Below are 16,021 nucleotides of genomic sequence, written 5' to 3'. Positions count from 1 at the left end.
ATAATAAAGTATTGGTATGAAGCATTAGTAAATTCTTGAGTAACTCAATATTTCTACCTCCAAATTAAAGTCCTCTGTGGCTTAATACTCGCTGTTCATGATTATTGATCAATCGATAGGCATCCCCTTTTTGTGGATCTGTCATCATATGACGAATTTTCCATTGTCGTCCTTCAATTGGATTAGCTAATGGTCTCGCTCCTACCAGTCTATCACTATTTTGATCACAACCGGACAAAGAATGTAAATTTCCATATTGAATCCCATTAACATTTACATAAGGTAGTTTACTTTGAACTATGTGGGTACCTGACGCATCATCATACTTCAAGATTCATTTTCGTCTATCATGTTCAGTATCCTTAGTCATTTTAACTTCATCCCAATTTGTCTCCCATATCCACGTGAGAGCATAAGAAGGATCATCTACACTTTTAATTTTTATTTCTCTGTTATCAAATAGTTCTCTATAGTCAATTCCACCATTAGCTGATACAGTACCTGCATCTACATCATTACCTCCGGAGAATAAGCCGAAACTTGCACATGCCGCTGCACCTAATAAAAATTTTACACTAATTTCATTTTTTCTTTCCCATCTCGTTTGTATTGATAAATACTATTTGTATACTATTGCAACATGTTTTTTCTTAAAAGAAAAAACATCAAAACCAAGATATTCTAGGGGATTTATCAGGCAATGGATTAGCTCCTTGAGACATAATACCGTTTATCGTATCAAAAAAAAAGATCAAAAACTTTTTAAGTTTTTGATCTTTTTTCTTATGATCGATTTATTCTACTTCATACGTTGCTAATACTTGCAACGAATTCGATGAACCACCAGGTGTTCCACTGCTTAATTCAACTGAGATTACATCGCCAGCTTTATAATCAATTGTTTTACTAACTTTTACTCTGTCCTCTGCTCTTTCACGTACCGATGCATAATAAACTTTGCCTTTATGGATTTCTGCGACATAGGCACCATTTTTACGAATGATCATTCGGTTGTTCCCTTCGAAACTTGCACGATCAAAATCAACGTCTAATCTGTTTCCTGATAATTGAATATTCTTCACCGCATGTTCTAATAAAGAAGTGTCCACTGCTAAATCTTCTTCTAATGTGATCGATTCTAACAAGCGCTTGCCTGTTGAGCTGTGACCAGGTGAATTTGGTGCGGTATAGACTTCGATTACTTGTCCTTTGACACCGGAAATGCTACGACGTACTTGAGTACCTTCATCGGTTTTGCTTGTAAATGAATAGTAAGCTTTACCTTTATAGGTTTCAAAATGATAACGACCATCCACATAGACCATCAATCGTTCTGAACTGTTGAAACGTTCTGCATCTAGATTTAAATACGCATAAGCTTCACGATCTTGTGTTCCTACAGTCAATAAACTCGTTTCTGTTTTTTCTGGTTCTACTTGAATATTGTCAAATTTCGCCCAGCCATTTCCTGTTGAAGAGAAACGAATAATGTATGTATTGTCTGTTTCAGGTGTAGTAAATGTAAATTCTCTACGTGTCCAGTTTTCATTGTTGTGTGATGTTTCTTCTAACGAAATAAAACCTTCATCATGATTCATCGTACCAAATTCAACTTTTGCTGGAAAATCAGCACTACCTGCTACATCATAGCCAAATGTATAGGTCGTGTTTGGTTTCAGTGCCAAATATTGATGAATGTTTTCTCCATAAGTAGCAACTGCATATTTATTCCCGCTTAACTCTTCGATTGTTGGATTCTGTGTACCTGGACTAGAAACGATCCAATGGTTCAAACCCTCATTGAAATCACCGTTTTTGATCGTCAACTGTTCTTCTACCTGATTACTGATATTCGCCGAATCACCTGTTGATTGACTTGCCGCAGATGTCACGACTGGTCCTCCTAACGAAAGAAGTAACATGCTTGTTGCTGCAATTTTTTTCAAGTTGTTTTTTTTCATCTCAAGCTCCTTATTGATAGCGGATAGTTCGTTATACAGTAAATCATAAAACATAATCTATCTCGCTCTTTAAAAAGAATAACTGATAAATATCTCAATAAGAAAACACTTTTTTCTGGAAAAATATTTTTATGGAAACATAACGATGAACAAAAAAAAAGTAATGGATAATAACCGCAAAAAATCAACAGTCCACTAAGTTTATCGAATGATTTCAATTATTCCTTTTCTTGGATAAAATAAAAAAATACAGCACATGGCTGTATTTTTTTATTTTATCCAAGAAAATCAATCTATCAAAACATAACACCTAAAGATATCACTCACAACATTTTTCGTTATGGTGAGCACGTTGTTTAAAAAGCTGGGATATTTGAGCCTTTTGAATTATTTTTGATGTAGTCAGCGACTTCTGGTGTAGTCATCGCTTCTTTCAACACCTTGATTTTCTCGCTATCTTTTTCTTCCTCTCGAGTAACTAATTGCAACGCATAATGTTTACTTGCTGCTTCGTCTTCAAGTAACAAGGCATCTTCTGTCGTCAAGTTTGCTGGTTCCAAATATGCTGGATAACAAAAGACCATCGCAATATCACTTTCATCATAAGCTTTTACTAGATTCAAAAGATCAATACTTTCAAAGGTAAGATTTTTAGGATTCTCTATAATATCTGCGACTGTACCATCAAAACCAACTCCATCTTTCAATTGAATGATCTCATTCTCATTCAAAATCGCTAGCGCACGACCTTCATTTGTTGGATCACTCGGAATACCGACTTTTGCATTTTCTGGCAAATCATTAACATCATCATATTCTTTTGAATAAAATCCGCCGGCAAAATAATAGATTGGTTGGACAGCTACTAAATCAGCGTCTTTTTCTTGATTGAATCGTTCCATAAAGGGTTCGTGTTGCGCAAAGTTTGCATCTGCTTCCTTATGTTGGACGGCATCATTATAAGCAACATTATCACTGACTTCCATGATATTGATCGTGTAGCCTGATTTTTCTACTTCTTTTTTGGCAATTTCTAGAATATCTTTTGAGGATTCCAATTGAACCGCTACAGTGATTTCTTTTTTACTTTCTGCGGTTTCATTGCTTCCACCACAAGCCGCTAAAACTAGAACTCCAACTAAAGCAAACGCAAATAAATAAAACTTTTTCATAACTTTTTTCCTACTTTCGTTTATCTAATGATTGTGCAACAAAATTTCCAAACATTTGTAAAAAGAAGACCAAAGCGATCATGATCACAATAGCAACATACATGACACCATACTCATACCGTTGATAGCCGACACGGACAGCAAAATCACCGATTCCGCCACCACCTACGACACCCATGACGGTGGAATAAGAGATCATACTAACTGTTGTCGTAGTATAAGCCAACACTAAGCCGCTTCGCGCTTCAACAAATAAGAAGTGCCAGATGTATTGAAATCTGGAAGCGCCTAAAGAATTCGATAAGGCATAGATCTCTTCAGGGACATCTAACAACACTTGCTCCACTAAACGAGCAAAAATCGCGACTGCTACAATACTAAGTGGTATAGATGAAGGAACAGGTCCAAAGGCCTTTCCTAAAATTGATCGCGTCACTGGGATCAACGCAATCACTAATAAAAGATAAGGAAACGAGCGAACGACTGTCACAATGAAGTTGAGTAACCAGTATAACCAAGGGTGTGTCCCTCTGACCTTGGGATTTGTCAAATATAGACCTAATCCTACTGGCAAACCTCCCAACACACAAACGAACATGGAAATCGCCATCATGATGCCCGTTTCTTTCAAACTATTGATTAGAGACGGCCAATATTCAATCAATGCTGTGGGCAAGTTCATCAGTCAAACTCCTTTTTATTTTTTCAAAATAAGTTAGTTCCTCTTCCTCGTACTGTTTTGGGTCATTCATCAATTCACCGATCAGATGCCCATTTTCCATGACTAAGATCCGTTTACATAAGCGTTTGACCGTTTCCAGTTCATGACTAACAAAAAAAATAGTCGGTTGAAACTCGGCATGTGTTTTATGTAATAAGCGAACCACACTTTCTGTATTTTCTTCATCTAAAGAACTCGTTGCTTCATCACAAAGTAACAAATGCGGATCTCTACTTAACGCTCTTGCAATAGAAACCCGTTGTCTTTCTCCGCCAGAAAGTTTGACTGGATAGCTTTCTGCTTTATGACTCATGCCAACAAAATCGAGTAGATCATTGATTTTTTTAGGCTCTTTTTTCCTTTGTAACTTCAATGGTAATGCAACATTTTCATAAACACGTAAATTTTCAAGTAGGTTATGATGTTGAAAAATCATGCCTATTTTTTGTTGTTGCTGCCGGCGCTCTTTTTTTGATAATGACTGAACATCTACACCATTTAGTTTGATTGTGCCTTCAGTAGGCGTTTCCATCAAATTCAATAAACGTAACAAGGTCGATTTCCCAGAACCACTTTTCCCAACGATCCCGATCACTTCCCCTTGTTTTACAGTAAAACTAATCTTATGCAACGACTTGGTCTTTTCATACTGCTTCGACACATTTACTAGCTCGATCACATTTTTCCTCCAGTCTATACATGCAATTAAAAGAATAACACAAAGAAAAAAACTGTATTAATTTTATTGCTAATAAAAGATTTATCTGAATTTTTAAAAGAGTAAATAAAGTACAAAAACATCTATTTTTATAATCCATTAAAAGAACGGAAAAAGCAACTTTTTTACTCACAGATAAATATACACTGTTTTGATTTCTGTACTAGTAGTTTTAGAAAAGATAGCTTGGTTATTCATTTTCGACCAGTCTATCTTGAGATTGAAATATATTTTTTTATGAGTGAACTCAATAATTTATCAAATCTAAAAACAAATTGATTTAGTATACTATTTTTTTAATATGAGAAAAAATAATAAATAGAGCGGAAGGAAAAAGATGTTATACTTTGGATAATGGATAGCTCAGTAATACAATATAGATTGGTTCGTTATCTTATATTGTATCAAAAATTAGATTATTGATAAACGAACGAAGGACTGCTATCCTGAATACAATTATTGTGGATGAAACAATCGGGACTAAAAATTGTTTGGGGAAGTAGTTTTTAGTACTTTTCGTCCATACGTGTCAATGGCGTGCTACTTTCAGCATCACTAAAAACGAGAGTAGAACAAATCGGTCTCCTCTCGAAAAAATAAGCAGCAACCCATCAAATTTGATCGGTTGCTGCTTATTTTGCTAGATTCAACGATCTTCAAGATCCAATCATAATTCCATTAATTTTAAGTACGGTCAAAAATTCCTCTACATAACTATCTTTTTCATCATCTGTAAATTCTTGATCTAAACGATACTTGTCTCGCACAAAGGCTTTTATGTTTTCTTTCGTCGATTCAGCCTTTAACAAATTAAATATATCAATTGCTACGTCATTGTCTAAAACATAACGTTCATCCTCGACCATGATGTATAAGTCATTACCCATTTTTTCATAAGTGATGTGCTCATTGAGTTTCATGTCTTCCACTCTTTTCGTTATTCATTTGTACAGCTACGAACCATTTGATGCTTTAGGATTTCCTTGATCAAATTACACTCTGCTTCGTCTACACCTTGGGTATCATTGGTTGCATAATAATGATGTGCACGACATCCTCCACCGCATAAGTAACGGAATGAACAATCATTACATTTTGTTAAATGATTGATGCTTTGAGAGCGAATAAAAGCAATATTCTCTTCGCCAAAAACCTCGCTAAGTTGCTTTTCTCTAATATTTCCCAGTTTGTAGTCAGCAGTTTCTAACAGTTTACAGGCAAATATATCACCAACAGGATTGATTGCAAATTCTCCAACGCCAAGTCCACAGGATTCTTTGATGGTGAAAGGTTTTAAAAATGGTGAACGATTTTTGTTCTTTTGTTTTAACTCGATTTCCGTTCTCTCACTATCAGTTAAAGAAATCTCTGCCATTTTTGCACGTCCTAGTTCACTGAATCCGCCTAATTTATAATTGATGTTATTCTTCTTTAAAAATTCCACCGTTTCGTCAATATTATTGAAATTATTATTGGTAATGATCGTATTGACTGCAATATTTGGATAATTCGAGTCTAATAGATTTTGAATCCCTCTCATTGCTATGCGATAGCAGCCTTTCCCTCTATTTTTATCATTTGCAACTTGATCGATCGAATCTAAGCTGATGGTGATCGAAGCACATCTTTCAGCTAGAAACGCTGCATCTTTTGCATTCCGCACTAAAGTCCCATTCGTGATCAAACCAATAGTTAGACCAATTTTTTTGGCATAATCGATATATTTTAGCGCATCCTTACTTAACCCAACCTCACCGCCAGTAAAGATAATTTTCTTTACACCGCAATCCTTCAATTGATTGAGAACGTCGATCCATTCGACAAAATTTAAACTATCCTCATATTCCTTTTCAGGACTGGCTTCTGCATAGCAGTAAACACACTTCAAATTACATTGATGGGTCATAACCAAATAAGCTGTCTCTGGTATTCCATGCTCCGTTTTTTCTACTTCAATCGGGTCTTCTAAAAGGATTTGAAACAGATCCATCTTTTTCTGGGTTGCCATTGGTAGATGTTTGTAATCTTGCTTTTTTATTTTGTTTAATTCTTCTTGATCAACTAATATCCATGTACTACGTAGGACATTATGTACAATAAATTGTTCATTGAATCGATAGGCATGAAGATTCTCTTTGATTCGGATAAAATCACCTCATTTTTTAAACCACAAGTTCATTTTCGCAGGGTAAACCGAAGGGAGCGCCTACTTTCTGCACCAAAAATAAGTAGCAAACATTTGAAACCCCTTTCAAAAAACAAGCTGAAAGTCACAAAAATCGCATGAACAATTTCCGTAATCTTCAGCTTATTTCTTGAGGTAAGACATGTTGTCATCGTCTCATCTCTATTTACGATCCTTGACCAGCAATAATCCCACAGTTGCATGGAACTGCGTATGTACCTGTAATTCTTTTCAAGTCAGGTTTTTTGAACATTACTATTCCTCCTTTACGTTTTCAAACCATATCAAAAAATCAGCATGAGCATACGAAACAACATAAATTCTGTTAAGTAACTACCTAATTTTTCTGTCTTTACACACTCACAAATTTATGAAAAAAAGAGAAAAATAACCTTTCCATTTTTTCCTAATAAAAGTATAATATTCTTTATAATGATTTGTCAACCACGTACTTAAGGAGTGTAATGGAAAATGAATTTTTTTTCAAAGAAAGGCTACATATATCTATTTATATCTATGTTATTAGTTTTAGTAACCGTACTAACCACCTTGATTGCTCCCTTCATCCTTAATAGTATCAATAGTTATCAGTCAACCACTATTTTTCCTATTATCTTCCTAATAATTGGTGCCATGACACTCTCTTATCTTTTTCAGGTTTGTTTGATCATTTACCGAGAAAATTTTGCAAAAAAATTCAATTTGAACTCAATTTCCGATTTGTTAGCCAAAATATATACTTTGAAATTTGAGAAATATATCAATTTAGAATCTGGTAATCTAGTCACTCGAATTTTCAGAATTGTAGATACCTCCTATATGTTTATGACGACCAGCTTCTTTTTAGTACTGAAATCAGCCATCTCTATTCTTATCGTGTTAGGTATATTTTTAACCCTCGATGCAACTATTTTCCTGATTACGCTTCTTTTGATCCCTATTAACATCTTCTCTTATCTTTTTATCAATAAAACACTCAATCAAAGAATCAAAACGATGCAAGACGAAAATGCCAATGCTCAAAAAGATTTGATTTTGCTCTTGGGTAATCCAGAACAATTTAAAATGTTACCTAGCTTTGATACTGTCAAACAACTAACTTCAAAAACACTCAAAAAAATGTACACAAGTTTGGCAGCAACAAATAAATTTGCTCAAATCACTAGTTATACTGTCTCATTCATCAACCAACTTTCTCAAAATATTATTTTTATAACGATCAGCTACTTGGTGTATAACCAACAGCTCCAGTTAAATAATATGATGGTAGTTAGTATATTAATGCCCGTTTTCTTCACTTCCCTTTCTGACTTATCCAAAATCAATGTCGATTATCGAACAGTCGTGGCAAACCAACAATTTGTTCAAGAAAACTTAGAACTACATCAAGAAGATTTATCCGGCACACCAATTGATCCAATCACTAGCATCAAATTTACCGATCCGCAAATCACGATGGCATTAAATGCGAAAAGAATCCATTTGTCATTGACTGAAACACTGAATTTAGGAGATATTTGTTATATCGAAGGCCCTTCAGGTTCTGGAAAATCGACGCTGATAAAAGCCATCTTGAGCTTTTATGCAAGTAATGGTATCTATATCAACGACTTCCCTCTTGATCAGTTGAATGGGAAGCAAGTCAGAGAACAAATCACTTATCTTTCTCAAACAACTTTGCTCTTTTCAAATACACTTGAATACAATATCACTCTTGGTCAACCGATTTCAGAAGAAAAAAAAGAAGCGCTGAGAAATTCAACACTTCTTGCTCCGATTTTTAAAAACAAAGACTGGGATTCTTTAATCATTGATAATGGCGCAAACCTGTCGGGGGGCGAAAAACAACGCGTGTTCATTGCCCGTATGATACTCCAAGACAGTAGGATATGGATTCTAGATGAAAGTACGAGTAGTATCGACAAAGACTCTGCGGATGCCATCTTTGACACACTCATGAACGTAAGACAAAATAAAATCATTTTATTCACCTCTCATGACAAGGAAAATAAAAATTTTGCCAATAAGTTCATTCAAATCTCTTCTCGTGTAGAAACGATTGTATAGATCTATCCTCCGTCCTCTTCAAAAAACAAGTAAGAATCCACAAAAATCCGATGAACGACTTTTGTGGATTCCTGCTTTTATCTATGCTAGATATTTTCCTTTTGGACTAATAGTAAAATTGTTATTCTTTCTTTTCTAACACTACTGCTAGTGTCGGCGAGTTCTCATCATAAGGACTTCCTTTTACATCCCCGTAAAACCCACTAACAACAAAACCAGCAGCTTCCATTTCTTTTTGCAGAGTTTCTTTTGTGAAATACGTCATCCATAGATAATAATTTTTGTTTTCATGATCGGTAAGGATCGTCGTTTGTTCTAAAGTTACACGTTCGTTGTATTTTGTATTATATTGTAATGCTACATGAGGTTCATCTGTCCAGAATCCTCCGTCTGGACAAGTATCCCAAACTCGCTTTTCTTCAAATGACTGATAACTTGCCATCGAAAAAACATCCAATAAAACTTTCCCTGTCGGTTTTAGATGCTGATAAATCTTTTCTAATAATCTTTTTCTATCACTCGCTGATAACGCTCCAAAGTCACAATAGATCATTGTGATGCTATCGTATTGTTTATCTAGATCCATTGTCAGATAATCTGCATAATCGTACGTAATCGGTAACTGTTGGTCTTCCGCAGATTTTTTGGCATATGCTATCGAACGCTTAGAAAAATCAAGCCCCGTTACTTCATACCCTAATCGACTAAATTTTTCTGCATAGATTCCCGGACCACAGCCAATATCTAATAACGTTGGATAGGTTTTCGGCGGAATTACTGTATTGATCCAACGAATAGATTCATCAATAAACCCAGCTTTTCGACTTGCGCCTTCAAATTCAGGGTCAAGATGTGCTTGTAACATTTGTTTTGAGATGTGACGATCATCCCAAAATGCGCCTTTCGTTTGTTGATAAAGTGTTGGTTTGTTTAAAAGTGTTTCAATCATTGTTTTCCATCTCCTCATTTTTTTTTATAAATTTGAACAAAAGAAAAAAGCCGTAGATTTTACTCTACGGCTTCCCTGCATAAGGCGAAGATGCGAGTAAAATAAAATCAAATACATAGGTACGCTAAATAAAGCTGTGTCTCAGCTAAATTTTTTACCTATTGAATTGATTTTATTTACTCGCTTCCAGTCATACCCATGTTACTGATTATATAACATCTGATATGCCGGATTCATCACCTTTTTCTGTTAAATTTGTAGTTTCATTCTATAGGACATACCAGTAATTGTCAATTTTTCTCTGGTAAATATAAAACGATCGTAAAAGAAGCATACCTATAAAATAATGGGACATCAAAGTAATTTTTTCTAAACGGGAGAAATATTCCTTGATGGCGCAGCCAACTATTTTAGTCGTTGTGAAAGAGGAGCATTCATGTAATTGATTTTATTTATACTCCCTGATTTTAGGCGGGATATACTGATCTACAAAAGGTTGAATTTCTGTCAGCGCATCCGCAAACAAAATTTTATCGAAGTCTTCTCTTGTTAAAAAGCCTTGATTGACCATGGCTTGATACTGCTGCTTTAAAGGATCAAAAAATTCTTTGTAATTCATTAACACGCACGGATTGACATGTTGCCCGATCCTCCCCCAAGAGATTACTTCAGTAATTTCTTCGATGGTTCCTGGGCCACCTGGTAACGCAATATAGACATCTGATAATTCAATCATTTTTTGTTTCCGTTCGTGCATCTACGACACGATCATCAAAGAGGTGCCATCTTTTTTGCTAGTTCTCGTTTTGCCAAAAAGTCAGGCATGATACCTGTCACTTTCCCTCCAGATCCTAGTACTGAATCAGCAATAATCCCCTTCAAACCAGCGTTTCCACCACCATAAACCAACTGATACTCATTCTTCCCGATCCACTCACCTAAGCTTCTCGTTACTCGTTCAAATTCTGGAGAATTCCCTTTACTTGCTCCGCAATAGACTGCAATCTTCATTTCCGAAACCCCTTCCAATTTTTTTTCAGCTTATGCTATTATATAATTGAAAGGTGGTTAACCTCAACATGAACATAAAAGAATACAACGACTGGGTGGTTGATTTTTATAAAAAAAGAAAGTGGTACGACTACGATCCATTTATCCGTATCGGCTTTTTAACTGAAGAAGTTGGCGAAGTTTCAAGAGCGGTTCGAAGTCTCGAAATCGGTCGTGATCGTCCGGATGAATCTATACAAACAATTGATTTTTACAACGAAAATCTGATGGAGGAATTGGGTGATGTCTTAGATAATGTTCTGATTCTTGCTGATAAATATGACCTATCCTTCGAAGAAATCATTCATCACCACAAACAAAAACTAGAGAAGCGGTTCAATATGTAGTCTTCTCACGATGCCATTTCCAATTTTTTTAGAAAAACCCTTTCCATCGTGCTATACTCTAAAGAAAAAGAATCTTGAGGTAAACACATGGCTATCTTTGAAAGTCTTAACTTAAATAAATTGTCTGCCGTTGAACAAGAGATTTACCGCTTTATCGTTAATAACCTTGAGAAAATACCTTATATGCGGGTACGAGATATTGCGACGGATGCGCATGTTTCGTCAACTTCTGTCTTTCGTTTTATCCAAAAAGTCGGCTTTGATTCATTTCCGGAATTTCGTTTTTATATTAAAAATCATTTGGAAAAAGCCCATTATGAAACAGATGACAAGCAATTAATGTTAGAAGAACGAATCAATCAGTTGAACATGACGATTTTTCATCCCGATATTGAATATCAAATCAAAAAAATGGCAAAAACATTGCGTCAAGCTGATTTTATCCTATTTATGGGCATGGGGGCTTCGGGAGCATTAGCGCAATATGTGGCACGAAAATTAGCGAATATTGGTTACTTTTGTATTAGCTTAGATGAACTGACTTATCCGATTCGTAGCTTTTTGCGTCCAGATCAAAAAAATGCGTTAGTCTTTTTGAGTGTTTCAGGTGAAACAAAAGAACTGATCGAAGTAATTTCAGGTTTAGCTCATGCGGATAGCGTGCATAAGTATTGTATTACCGCTCATAAAGAAAGTTCATTGGCCCAATTGTGTGATTACTCAATTGGCTATGCCATTAAAGAAGAACGGAAAGACATCTTTCTTGATTTGACTAGTCAGCTACCTTCCATGGCGATCCTTGAAACACTGATCGGTTATTTAGAGGATGAATGATTCACCACTCAATTTGGAACACTATGTTCCTACCACGAAATAATTTTCATTGTTCCAAATTTTTATCCTAAATAAGAATGCGCTTACTTTTCTTTCACACCTTTCGCTATAATGAATCCATCATATAGCGAAAGGTGTTATTCTTATGCAAAAATTCAATGATTTATTAGATCGAAGTCTTGTTCCTATTGCAACACGGTTAAACAACCAACGACATATTGCAGCCGTTCGAGATGCATTCATGCTTATTTTTCCATTGACGATTTCTTCTTCATTAGTCATCCTAGTCAATAATATTTTATTTTCAAAAGACAGTTTTATCGTGCAATTATTTCAACTTTCACGTATTTTTCCAAATTTAGAAAGTGCACAACAAGTCCTTGCTTCTGTAGCAAATGGCACAATCAATATCATGAGTTTGTTTATTGCTTTTTTAGTCGCTCAGCTGTTGGCAAAACATTTCGAAGCTGATGCAACCTTAGTTGGGCTAACTAGTGTCGCTTGCTTTATGATTTTTTACCCTACTTCTTTCGCAGTCGATGAAATGAATGTCATCTCGACGCAATATTTGGGTGCTCAAGGTTTATTCGTTGCGATGATTGTCGCTTGCTTGGTTGGCGAATTCTTACCGAAATTATTCAAAGTCAAGAAATTACAAATCAAGATGCCTGAACTCGTTCCACCAGCTGTTTCTCGCTCTTTTTCTGGAATGATCCCAATCATTATCGTTGTTTCTATGTCAGCTTTGATCAACTTCTTCGTCTTGATGATCGCGCCTGAAGGAATCAACGAGTTGATTTATGCCGGTATCCAAGCACCTTTACGTGACTTAGGTGGGAATGTGTTTGGCGTCCTACTCTTAGCTTTTATTCAGACACTGCTATTTTCTATTGGTATTCATGGTCCAAACACATTGAATGCTGTTCGTTCAGCGATTTTTACCGAGCAAGACTTAGCCAATCTCCAATTCATCAATGATGGTGGTTCGCTGTGGGATGTCCCTTACAAGGAAACTTGGGGCATCTTGAACGATATGTTTGCAAACATGGGTGGAACGGGTATGACCTTAGGCTTGATCATTGCGATTTTTATTGCTTCACGACGACCTGAATATCGCGAAATCGCCAAACTATCTTTTGTACCAGGTATTTTTCAAATCAATGAACCGATGATTTTTGGACTACCGATCGTCTTAAATCCAATTATGATCATTCCTTTTGTTTTAACACCGATGGTCAATATTCTGGTCGGTTACTTCGTCACAGTCGTCTGGCCAATCATGCCATCACCAGCGATTGGTTTACCTTGGACCACCCCAGGAATCATCAATTTGTTTTTAGGAACTGGTGGGAATATCATGGGAATTGTAATAGGCGTACTTTGTTTAGCGATTTCCGTTTTGATTTACCTACCTTTTGTCATGGCTTCCAACCGCGCACAACGCACAGAGATATAACTTGAGAATCACTGAAACTTAGGAGGAATTTGTATGAATAGAGAGTTACCCAAAGATTTTTTATGGGGAGGCGCAATTGCTGCTCATCAAGCAGAAGGTGCTTGGAATATTGATGGACGAGGTCCAAGTATCGCTGATGTTATGACTGCTGGCGGAAATGGGATTCCGCGGAAGATCACTAAAGGCATCATCGAAGGGGAATATTACCCAAATCACGAGGCCATTGATTTTTACCATCGTTACAAAGAAGACATCCAATTATTTAAAGAACTAGGCTTAAAATGTCTACGCACTTCCATTTCATGGAGTCGGATCTTTCCTACTGGTCAAGAAGAAACACCGAATGAACAAGGATTAAAATTTTACGATGATCTTTTTGATGAATGCTTAAAAAACGGGATCGAACCGGTAGTTACGTTGTCTCATTTTGAGATTCCTTATGCCATTTATGAAGATTTTGGTGGCTTTGCCAATAAAGCGGTCATTCCTTTATTTGTTAAATTTGCTCAGTGCGTATTTGACCGTTACAAAGACAAAGTAACTTACTGGATGACCTTCAATGAAATCAATAATCAGGCGGACGGACAAGAGCCCGTTCATGTTTGGACCAATTCAGCCATGATCATTGAAGATGACCAAGATAAAGAGGCCTTAGTATTCCAAGCAGGAGTCAACGAACTGATTGCCAGTGCTTGGGCTGTCAATGAAGGGAAAAAGATCAATCCCAATTTTCAGATTGGTTGTATGATGGCTTACGTTCCAATCTATCCCTACTCCTGTGCGCCAGAAGATATGATTGCTTCAGTCAAAGCAAATGAACGTCGTTTCTTCTACAGTGATGTCCATGTACGCGGAGAAATCCCTACCTACACAGAAAAGTATTGGGAACAAAAAGGGCTCACAATCGATATTAGCGAGAAAGAACGACAAATTTTACGTCAAGGAACTGTTGACTATATCGGTTTTAGCTATTATATGTCGGGAACGATCACAACTCTTCCCGATGTTGAGGGCAGACAAACAGAAGATATTCCTTCAGCAAAACTAGTTAAAAATCCTTATATTACTGCTTCTGACTGGGGCTGGCCGATTGATCCTGTTGGGTTACGTTATGTATTGAATACGGTGTACCAGCGTTATGATCTCCCCCTGTTTATCGTTGAAAATGGTTTTGGTGCCTACGATCAGTTAACTGATTCAAATGAGATCCATGATGACTACCGGATCAATTATTTAAGAGAACACATCGAACAAATGAAAAAAGCAGTAGTTGAAGATGGCGTACCATTAATTGGTTACACACCTTGGGGAATCATCGATATCGTCAGCTTTGGCAGTGGTGAAATGGAAAAACGCTATGGCATGATCTATGTCGATAAGGATAATACCGGTAAAGGAACCTTACAACGTTTGAAAAAAGATTCCTTTGCTTGGTACCAACAAGTGATTGAAACCAATGGGGAACAGCTTTAGTAACGAACAAGGAAAGGCGATCCGACTTCATTGTCGTGACCGCCTTTCTTTGTCATGTTTCATATTTTTCTTTCACAACTGCTAAGTAATGTTGCAGACCGATATTCATTATCCAGGCTACACCTAGACCAATGAAACTACCGATGACGATACCAATAAAACGATACTCGATCAATGAGATCAAGTACGTGTTCCTGACCAATGTCGAAAGCATCAATGCCATGGGGTTCAAGAAAATATTCGCCACTGCATAATTTCGGGCAACTAAAAACTGAGAAATACCATAAAGAAACGTAATTAAAAAAATCGTTTCAAGTTGGGAAAAAGGAATCAGTGATAAGACAGCCGATAAACACAACCCTAACATCGAACCAATCAAATATTGCACTTGCCGATGTTTCATCGCATCTAAATTCTCAGCTAATAAAATCGAGGCACAAGACAGTGTCAGCCAATAAGGATTTTTCATGTTCAAGCCATGGCTCACATAAACGGAAAGGAATAATGCAGCGCTGTAAAAAATCGAATCAATGATCACTAAAGGTTCTTGGTGAAAACGCTCCTTCAAAGATACCTTTATCACTTCCTGTTCCGGGCGCGAATCCATTTTTTTCGTTAGAAATGCAGCAATCAAAGCAAACACAACACCCATAAAGAAAAAAGAAGCTACTGTCGGCAAATGAGAAAATGGAACGGACATACTCGTTCCCATAGCCGCTAACATCGCAAAGAATAAGCCCCCTGGTTTAGAAATATGGAACAAACGCAAAATAAACCGACTGAAAAAAGCAACTGCTCCAACAGCAAATGGTTCAAGCCAGATGACATACGTCGACAATAGCCCTAATGTAAAAGCCAGTAATAGACCGCAACCAATCAAAAATAGGCGCTTTAGTAATTGCTTCATCGGAATGTTCTGGTAGTAAAAGAAGGTAAAGATACCTAGAGAAGAGAAACTTGAAATCAAAAAATTATGATTGATGTAACCGATCCATAAAACGAGAAAGATCAGCACCATCAGATTCATGATACGAAATGGATTTTCTTGAATTTTGTTAAATGTAAAATAAGATTTAACCATAAAAAAC

14 protein-coding genes and 1 pseudogene are annotated in these 16,021 nt (G+C 36.4%); 5 read left to right on the top strand and 10 right to left on the bottom strand.

The window, feature by feature from the left end:
• Positions 1–64: 64 nt before the first annotated feature.
• The 7 genes from IGJ95_RS00190 to IGJ95_RS00160 all read right to left on the bottom strand — a co-directional run bounded on the left by IGJ95_RS00190 (position 65) and on the right by IGJ95_RS00160 (position 6,580).
• On the bottom strand, positions 65–238 hold the full coding sequence (locus IGJ95_RS00190; RefSeq protein WP_153830001.1) for a hypothetical protein: 174 nt from the start codon (positions 236–238) through the stop codon (positions 65–67).
• Positions 239–794: 556 nt separating this feature from the next.
• Positions 795–1,961 carry a carbohydrate binding domain-containing protein gene (locus IGJ95_RS00185; RefSeq protein ID WP_153830002.1) on the bottom strand — a complete coding sequence of 389 codons (1,167 nt, stop codon included), beginning with the start codon at positions 1,959–1,961 and terminating at the stop codon, positions 795–797.
• A gap of 356 nt (positions 1,962–2,317) precedes the next feature.
• Positions 2,318–3,133, bottom strand: a complete 816-nt coding sequence (locus IGJ95_RS00180; protein WP_010734525.1) for a MetQ/NlpA family ABC transporter substrate-binding protein — start codon at positions 3,131–3,133, stop codon at positions 2,318–2,320.
• Positions 3,134–3,143: 10 nt separating this feature from the next.
• A complete protein-coding gene (locus IGJ95_RS00175) occupies positions 3,144–3,815 on the bottom strand; it encodes a methionine ABC transporter permease (protein WP_023518871.1) in 672 nt (223 codons plus the stop codon).
• Positions 3,790–4,533 (bottom strand): ATP-binding cassette domain-containing protein, encoded by a 744-nt coding sequence (locus IGJ95_RS00170; protein WP_010734527.1) that lies wholly within the window; start codon positions 4,531–4,533, stop codon positions 3,790–3,792. Before IGJ95_RS00170 ends, IGJ95_RS00175 begins: the two co-directional genes overlap by 26 nt.
• 695 nt (positions 4,534–5,228) lie before the next feature.
• A complete protein-coding gene (locus IGJ95_RS00165; RefSeq protein ID WP_010734528.1) occupies positions 5,229–5,492 on the bottom strand; it encodes a hypothetical protein in 264 nt (87 codons plus the stop codon).
• Between the two features lie 17 nt (positions 5,493–5,509).
• Complete coding sequence (locus IGJ95_RS00160; protein WP_010734529.1) at positions 5,510–6,580, bottom strand: radical SAM/SPASM domain-containing protein; 1,071 nt, start codon at positions 6,578–6,580, stop codon at positions 5,510–5,512.
• A gap of 648 nt (positions 6,581–7,228) precedes the next feature.
• On the opposite strand from IGJ95_RS00160, the gene IGJ95_RS00155 reads away from it, so the two are divergent.
• On the top strand, positions 7,229–8,824 hold the full coding sequence (locus IGJ95_RS00155) for an ATP-binding cassette domain-containing protein (protein ID WP_010734530.1): 1,596 nt from the start codon (positions 7,229–7,231) through the stop codon (positions 8,822–8,824).
• Between the two features lie 121 nt (positions 8,825–8,945).
• Here the strand turns inward: IGJ95_RS00155 and IGJ95_RS00150 are convergent, their stop codons facing one another.
• Both IGJ95_RS00150 and IGJ95_RS00145 read right to left on the bottom strand, forming a co-directional pair.
• Positions 8,946–9,773 (bottom strand): class I SAM-dependent methyltransferase, encoded by an 828-nt coding sequence (locus IGJ95_RS00150; RefSeq protein WP_096081292.1) that lies wholly within the window; start codon positions 9,771–9,773, stop codon positions 8,946–8,948.
• A gap of 448 nt (positions 9,774–10,221) precedes the next feature.
• A pseudogene (locus IGJ95_RS00145) lies at positions 10,222–10,784 on the bottom strand (TIGR00730 family Rossman fold protein).
• 68 nt (positions 10,785–10,852) lie between these two features.
• On the opposite strand from IGJ95_RS00145, the gene IGJ95_RS00140 reads away from it, so the two are divergent.
• From IGJ95_RS00140 to IGJ95_RS00125, 4 genes are all read left to right on the top strand, one after another.
• On the top strand, positions 10,853–11,170 hold the full coding sequence (locus tag IGJ95_RS00140) for a MazG nucleotide pyrophosphohydrolase domain-containing protein (RefSeq protein WP_153830003.1): 318 nt from the start codon (positions 10,853–10,855) through the stop codon (positions 11,168–11,170).
• 87 nt (positions 11,171–11,257) lie between these two features.
• Positions 11,258–12,004, top strand: coding sequence for a MurR/RpiR family transcriptional regulator (locus IGJ95_RS00135; protein WP_438761209.1), 747 nt, complete (start codon positions 11,258–11,260; stop codon positions 12,002–12,004).
• Positions 12,005–12,149: 145 nt separating this feature from the next.
• Positions 12,150–13,460 (top strand): PTS sugar transporter subunit IIC, encoded by a 1,311-nt coding sequence (locus tag IGJ95_RS00130; RefSeq protein ID WP_019722676.1) that lies wholly within the window; start codon positions 12,150–12,152, stop codon positions 13,458–13,460.
• Between the two features lie 33 nt (positions 13,461–13,493).
• Positions 13,494–14,933: a 6-phospho-beta-glucosidase gene (locus IGJ95_RS00125; protein ID WP_010734539.1), complete on the top strand. Its 1,440-nt coding sequence runs from the start codon at positions 13,494–13,496 to the stop codon at positions 14,931–14,933.
• A gap of 52 nt (positions 14,934–14,985) precedes the next feature.
• Here IGJ95_RS00125 and IGJ95_RS00120 read toward each other — a convergent pair whose 3' ends face one another.
• Positions 14,986–16,014 (bottom strand): FUSC family protein, encoded by a 1,029-nt coding sequence (locus IGJ95_RS00120; RefSeq protein WP_153830004.1) that lies wholly within the window; start codon positions 16,012–16,014, stop codon positions 14,986–14,988.
• Positions 16,015–16,021 lie beyond the last annotated feature (7 nt).

It is taken from the genome of Enterococcus sp. AZ156 (assembly GCF_051714165.1).
Lineage (GTDB): Bacteria > Bacillota > Bacilli > Lactobacillales > Enterococcaceae > Enterococcus_B > Enterococcus_B pernyi.
The sequence above is the reverse complement of the archived record's forward strand: the minus strand, read 5'-3'. Positions and strand labels throughout refer to the sequence as shown.

What these genes read in the sequence shown, in the direction of transcription:
- IGJ95_RS00155 (WP_010734530.1), top strand. Translation starts at nt 7,229, where the DNA reads ATGAATTTTTTTTCAAAGAAAGGCTACATATATCTATTTATATCTATG.
- IGJ95_RS00130 (WP_019722676.1), top strand. Translation starts at nt 12,150, where the DNA reads ATGCAAAAATTCAATGATTTATTAGATCGAAGTCTTGTTCCTATTGCA.
- IGJ95_RS00175 (WP_023518871.1), bottom strand. Translation starts at nt 3,815, where the DNA reads ATGAACTTGCCCACAGCATTGATTGAATATTGGCCGTCTCTAATCAAT.
- IGJ95_RS00135 (WP_438761209.1), top strand. Translation starts at nt 11,258, where the DNA reads ATGGCTATCTTTGAAAGTCTTAACTTAAATAAATTGTCTGCCGTTGAA.
- IGJ95_RS00125 (WP_010734539.1), top strand. Translation starts at nt 13,494, where the DNA reads ATGAATAGAGAGTTACCCAAAGATTTTTTATGGGGAGGCGCAATTGCT.
- IGJ95_RS00120 (WP_153830004.1), bottom strand. Translation starts at nt 16,014, where the DNA reads ATGGTTAAATCTTATTTTACATTTAACAAAATTCAAGAAAATCCATTT.
- IGJ95_RS00140 (WP_153830003.1), top strand. Translation starts at nt 10,853, where the DNA reads ATGAACATAAAAGAATACAACGACTGGGTGGTTGATTTTTATAAAAAA.
- IGJ95_RS00160 (WP_010734529.1), bottom strand. Translation starts at nt 6,580, where the DNA reads ATGGCAACCCAGAAAAAGATGGATCTGTTTCAAATCCTTTTAGAAGAC.
- IGJ95_RS00180 (WP_010734525.1), bottom strand. Translation starts at nt 3,133, where the DNA reads ATGAAAAAGTTTTATTTATTTGCGTTTGCTTTAGTTGGAGTTCTAGTT.
- IGJ95_RS00185 (WP_153830002.1), bottom strand. Translation starts at nt 1,961, where the DNA reads ATGAAAAAAAACAACTTGAAAAAAATTGCAGCAACAAGCATGTTACTT.
- IGJ95_RS00165 (WP_010734528.1), bottom strand. Translation starts at nt 5,492, where the DNA reads ATGAAACTCAATGAGCACATCACTTATGAAAAAATGGGTAATGACTTA.
- IGJ95_RS00150 (WP_096081292.1), bottom strand. Translation starts at nt 9,773, where the DNA reads ATGATTGAAACACTTTTAAACAAACCAACACTTTATCAACAAACGAAA.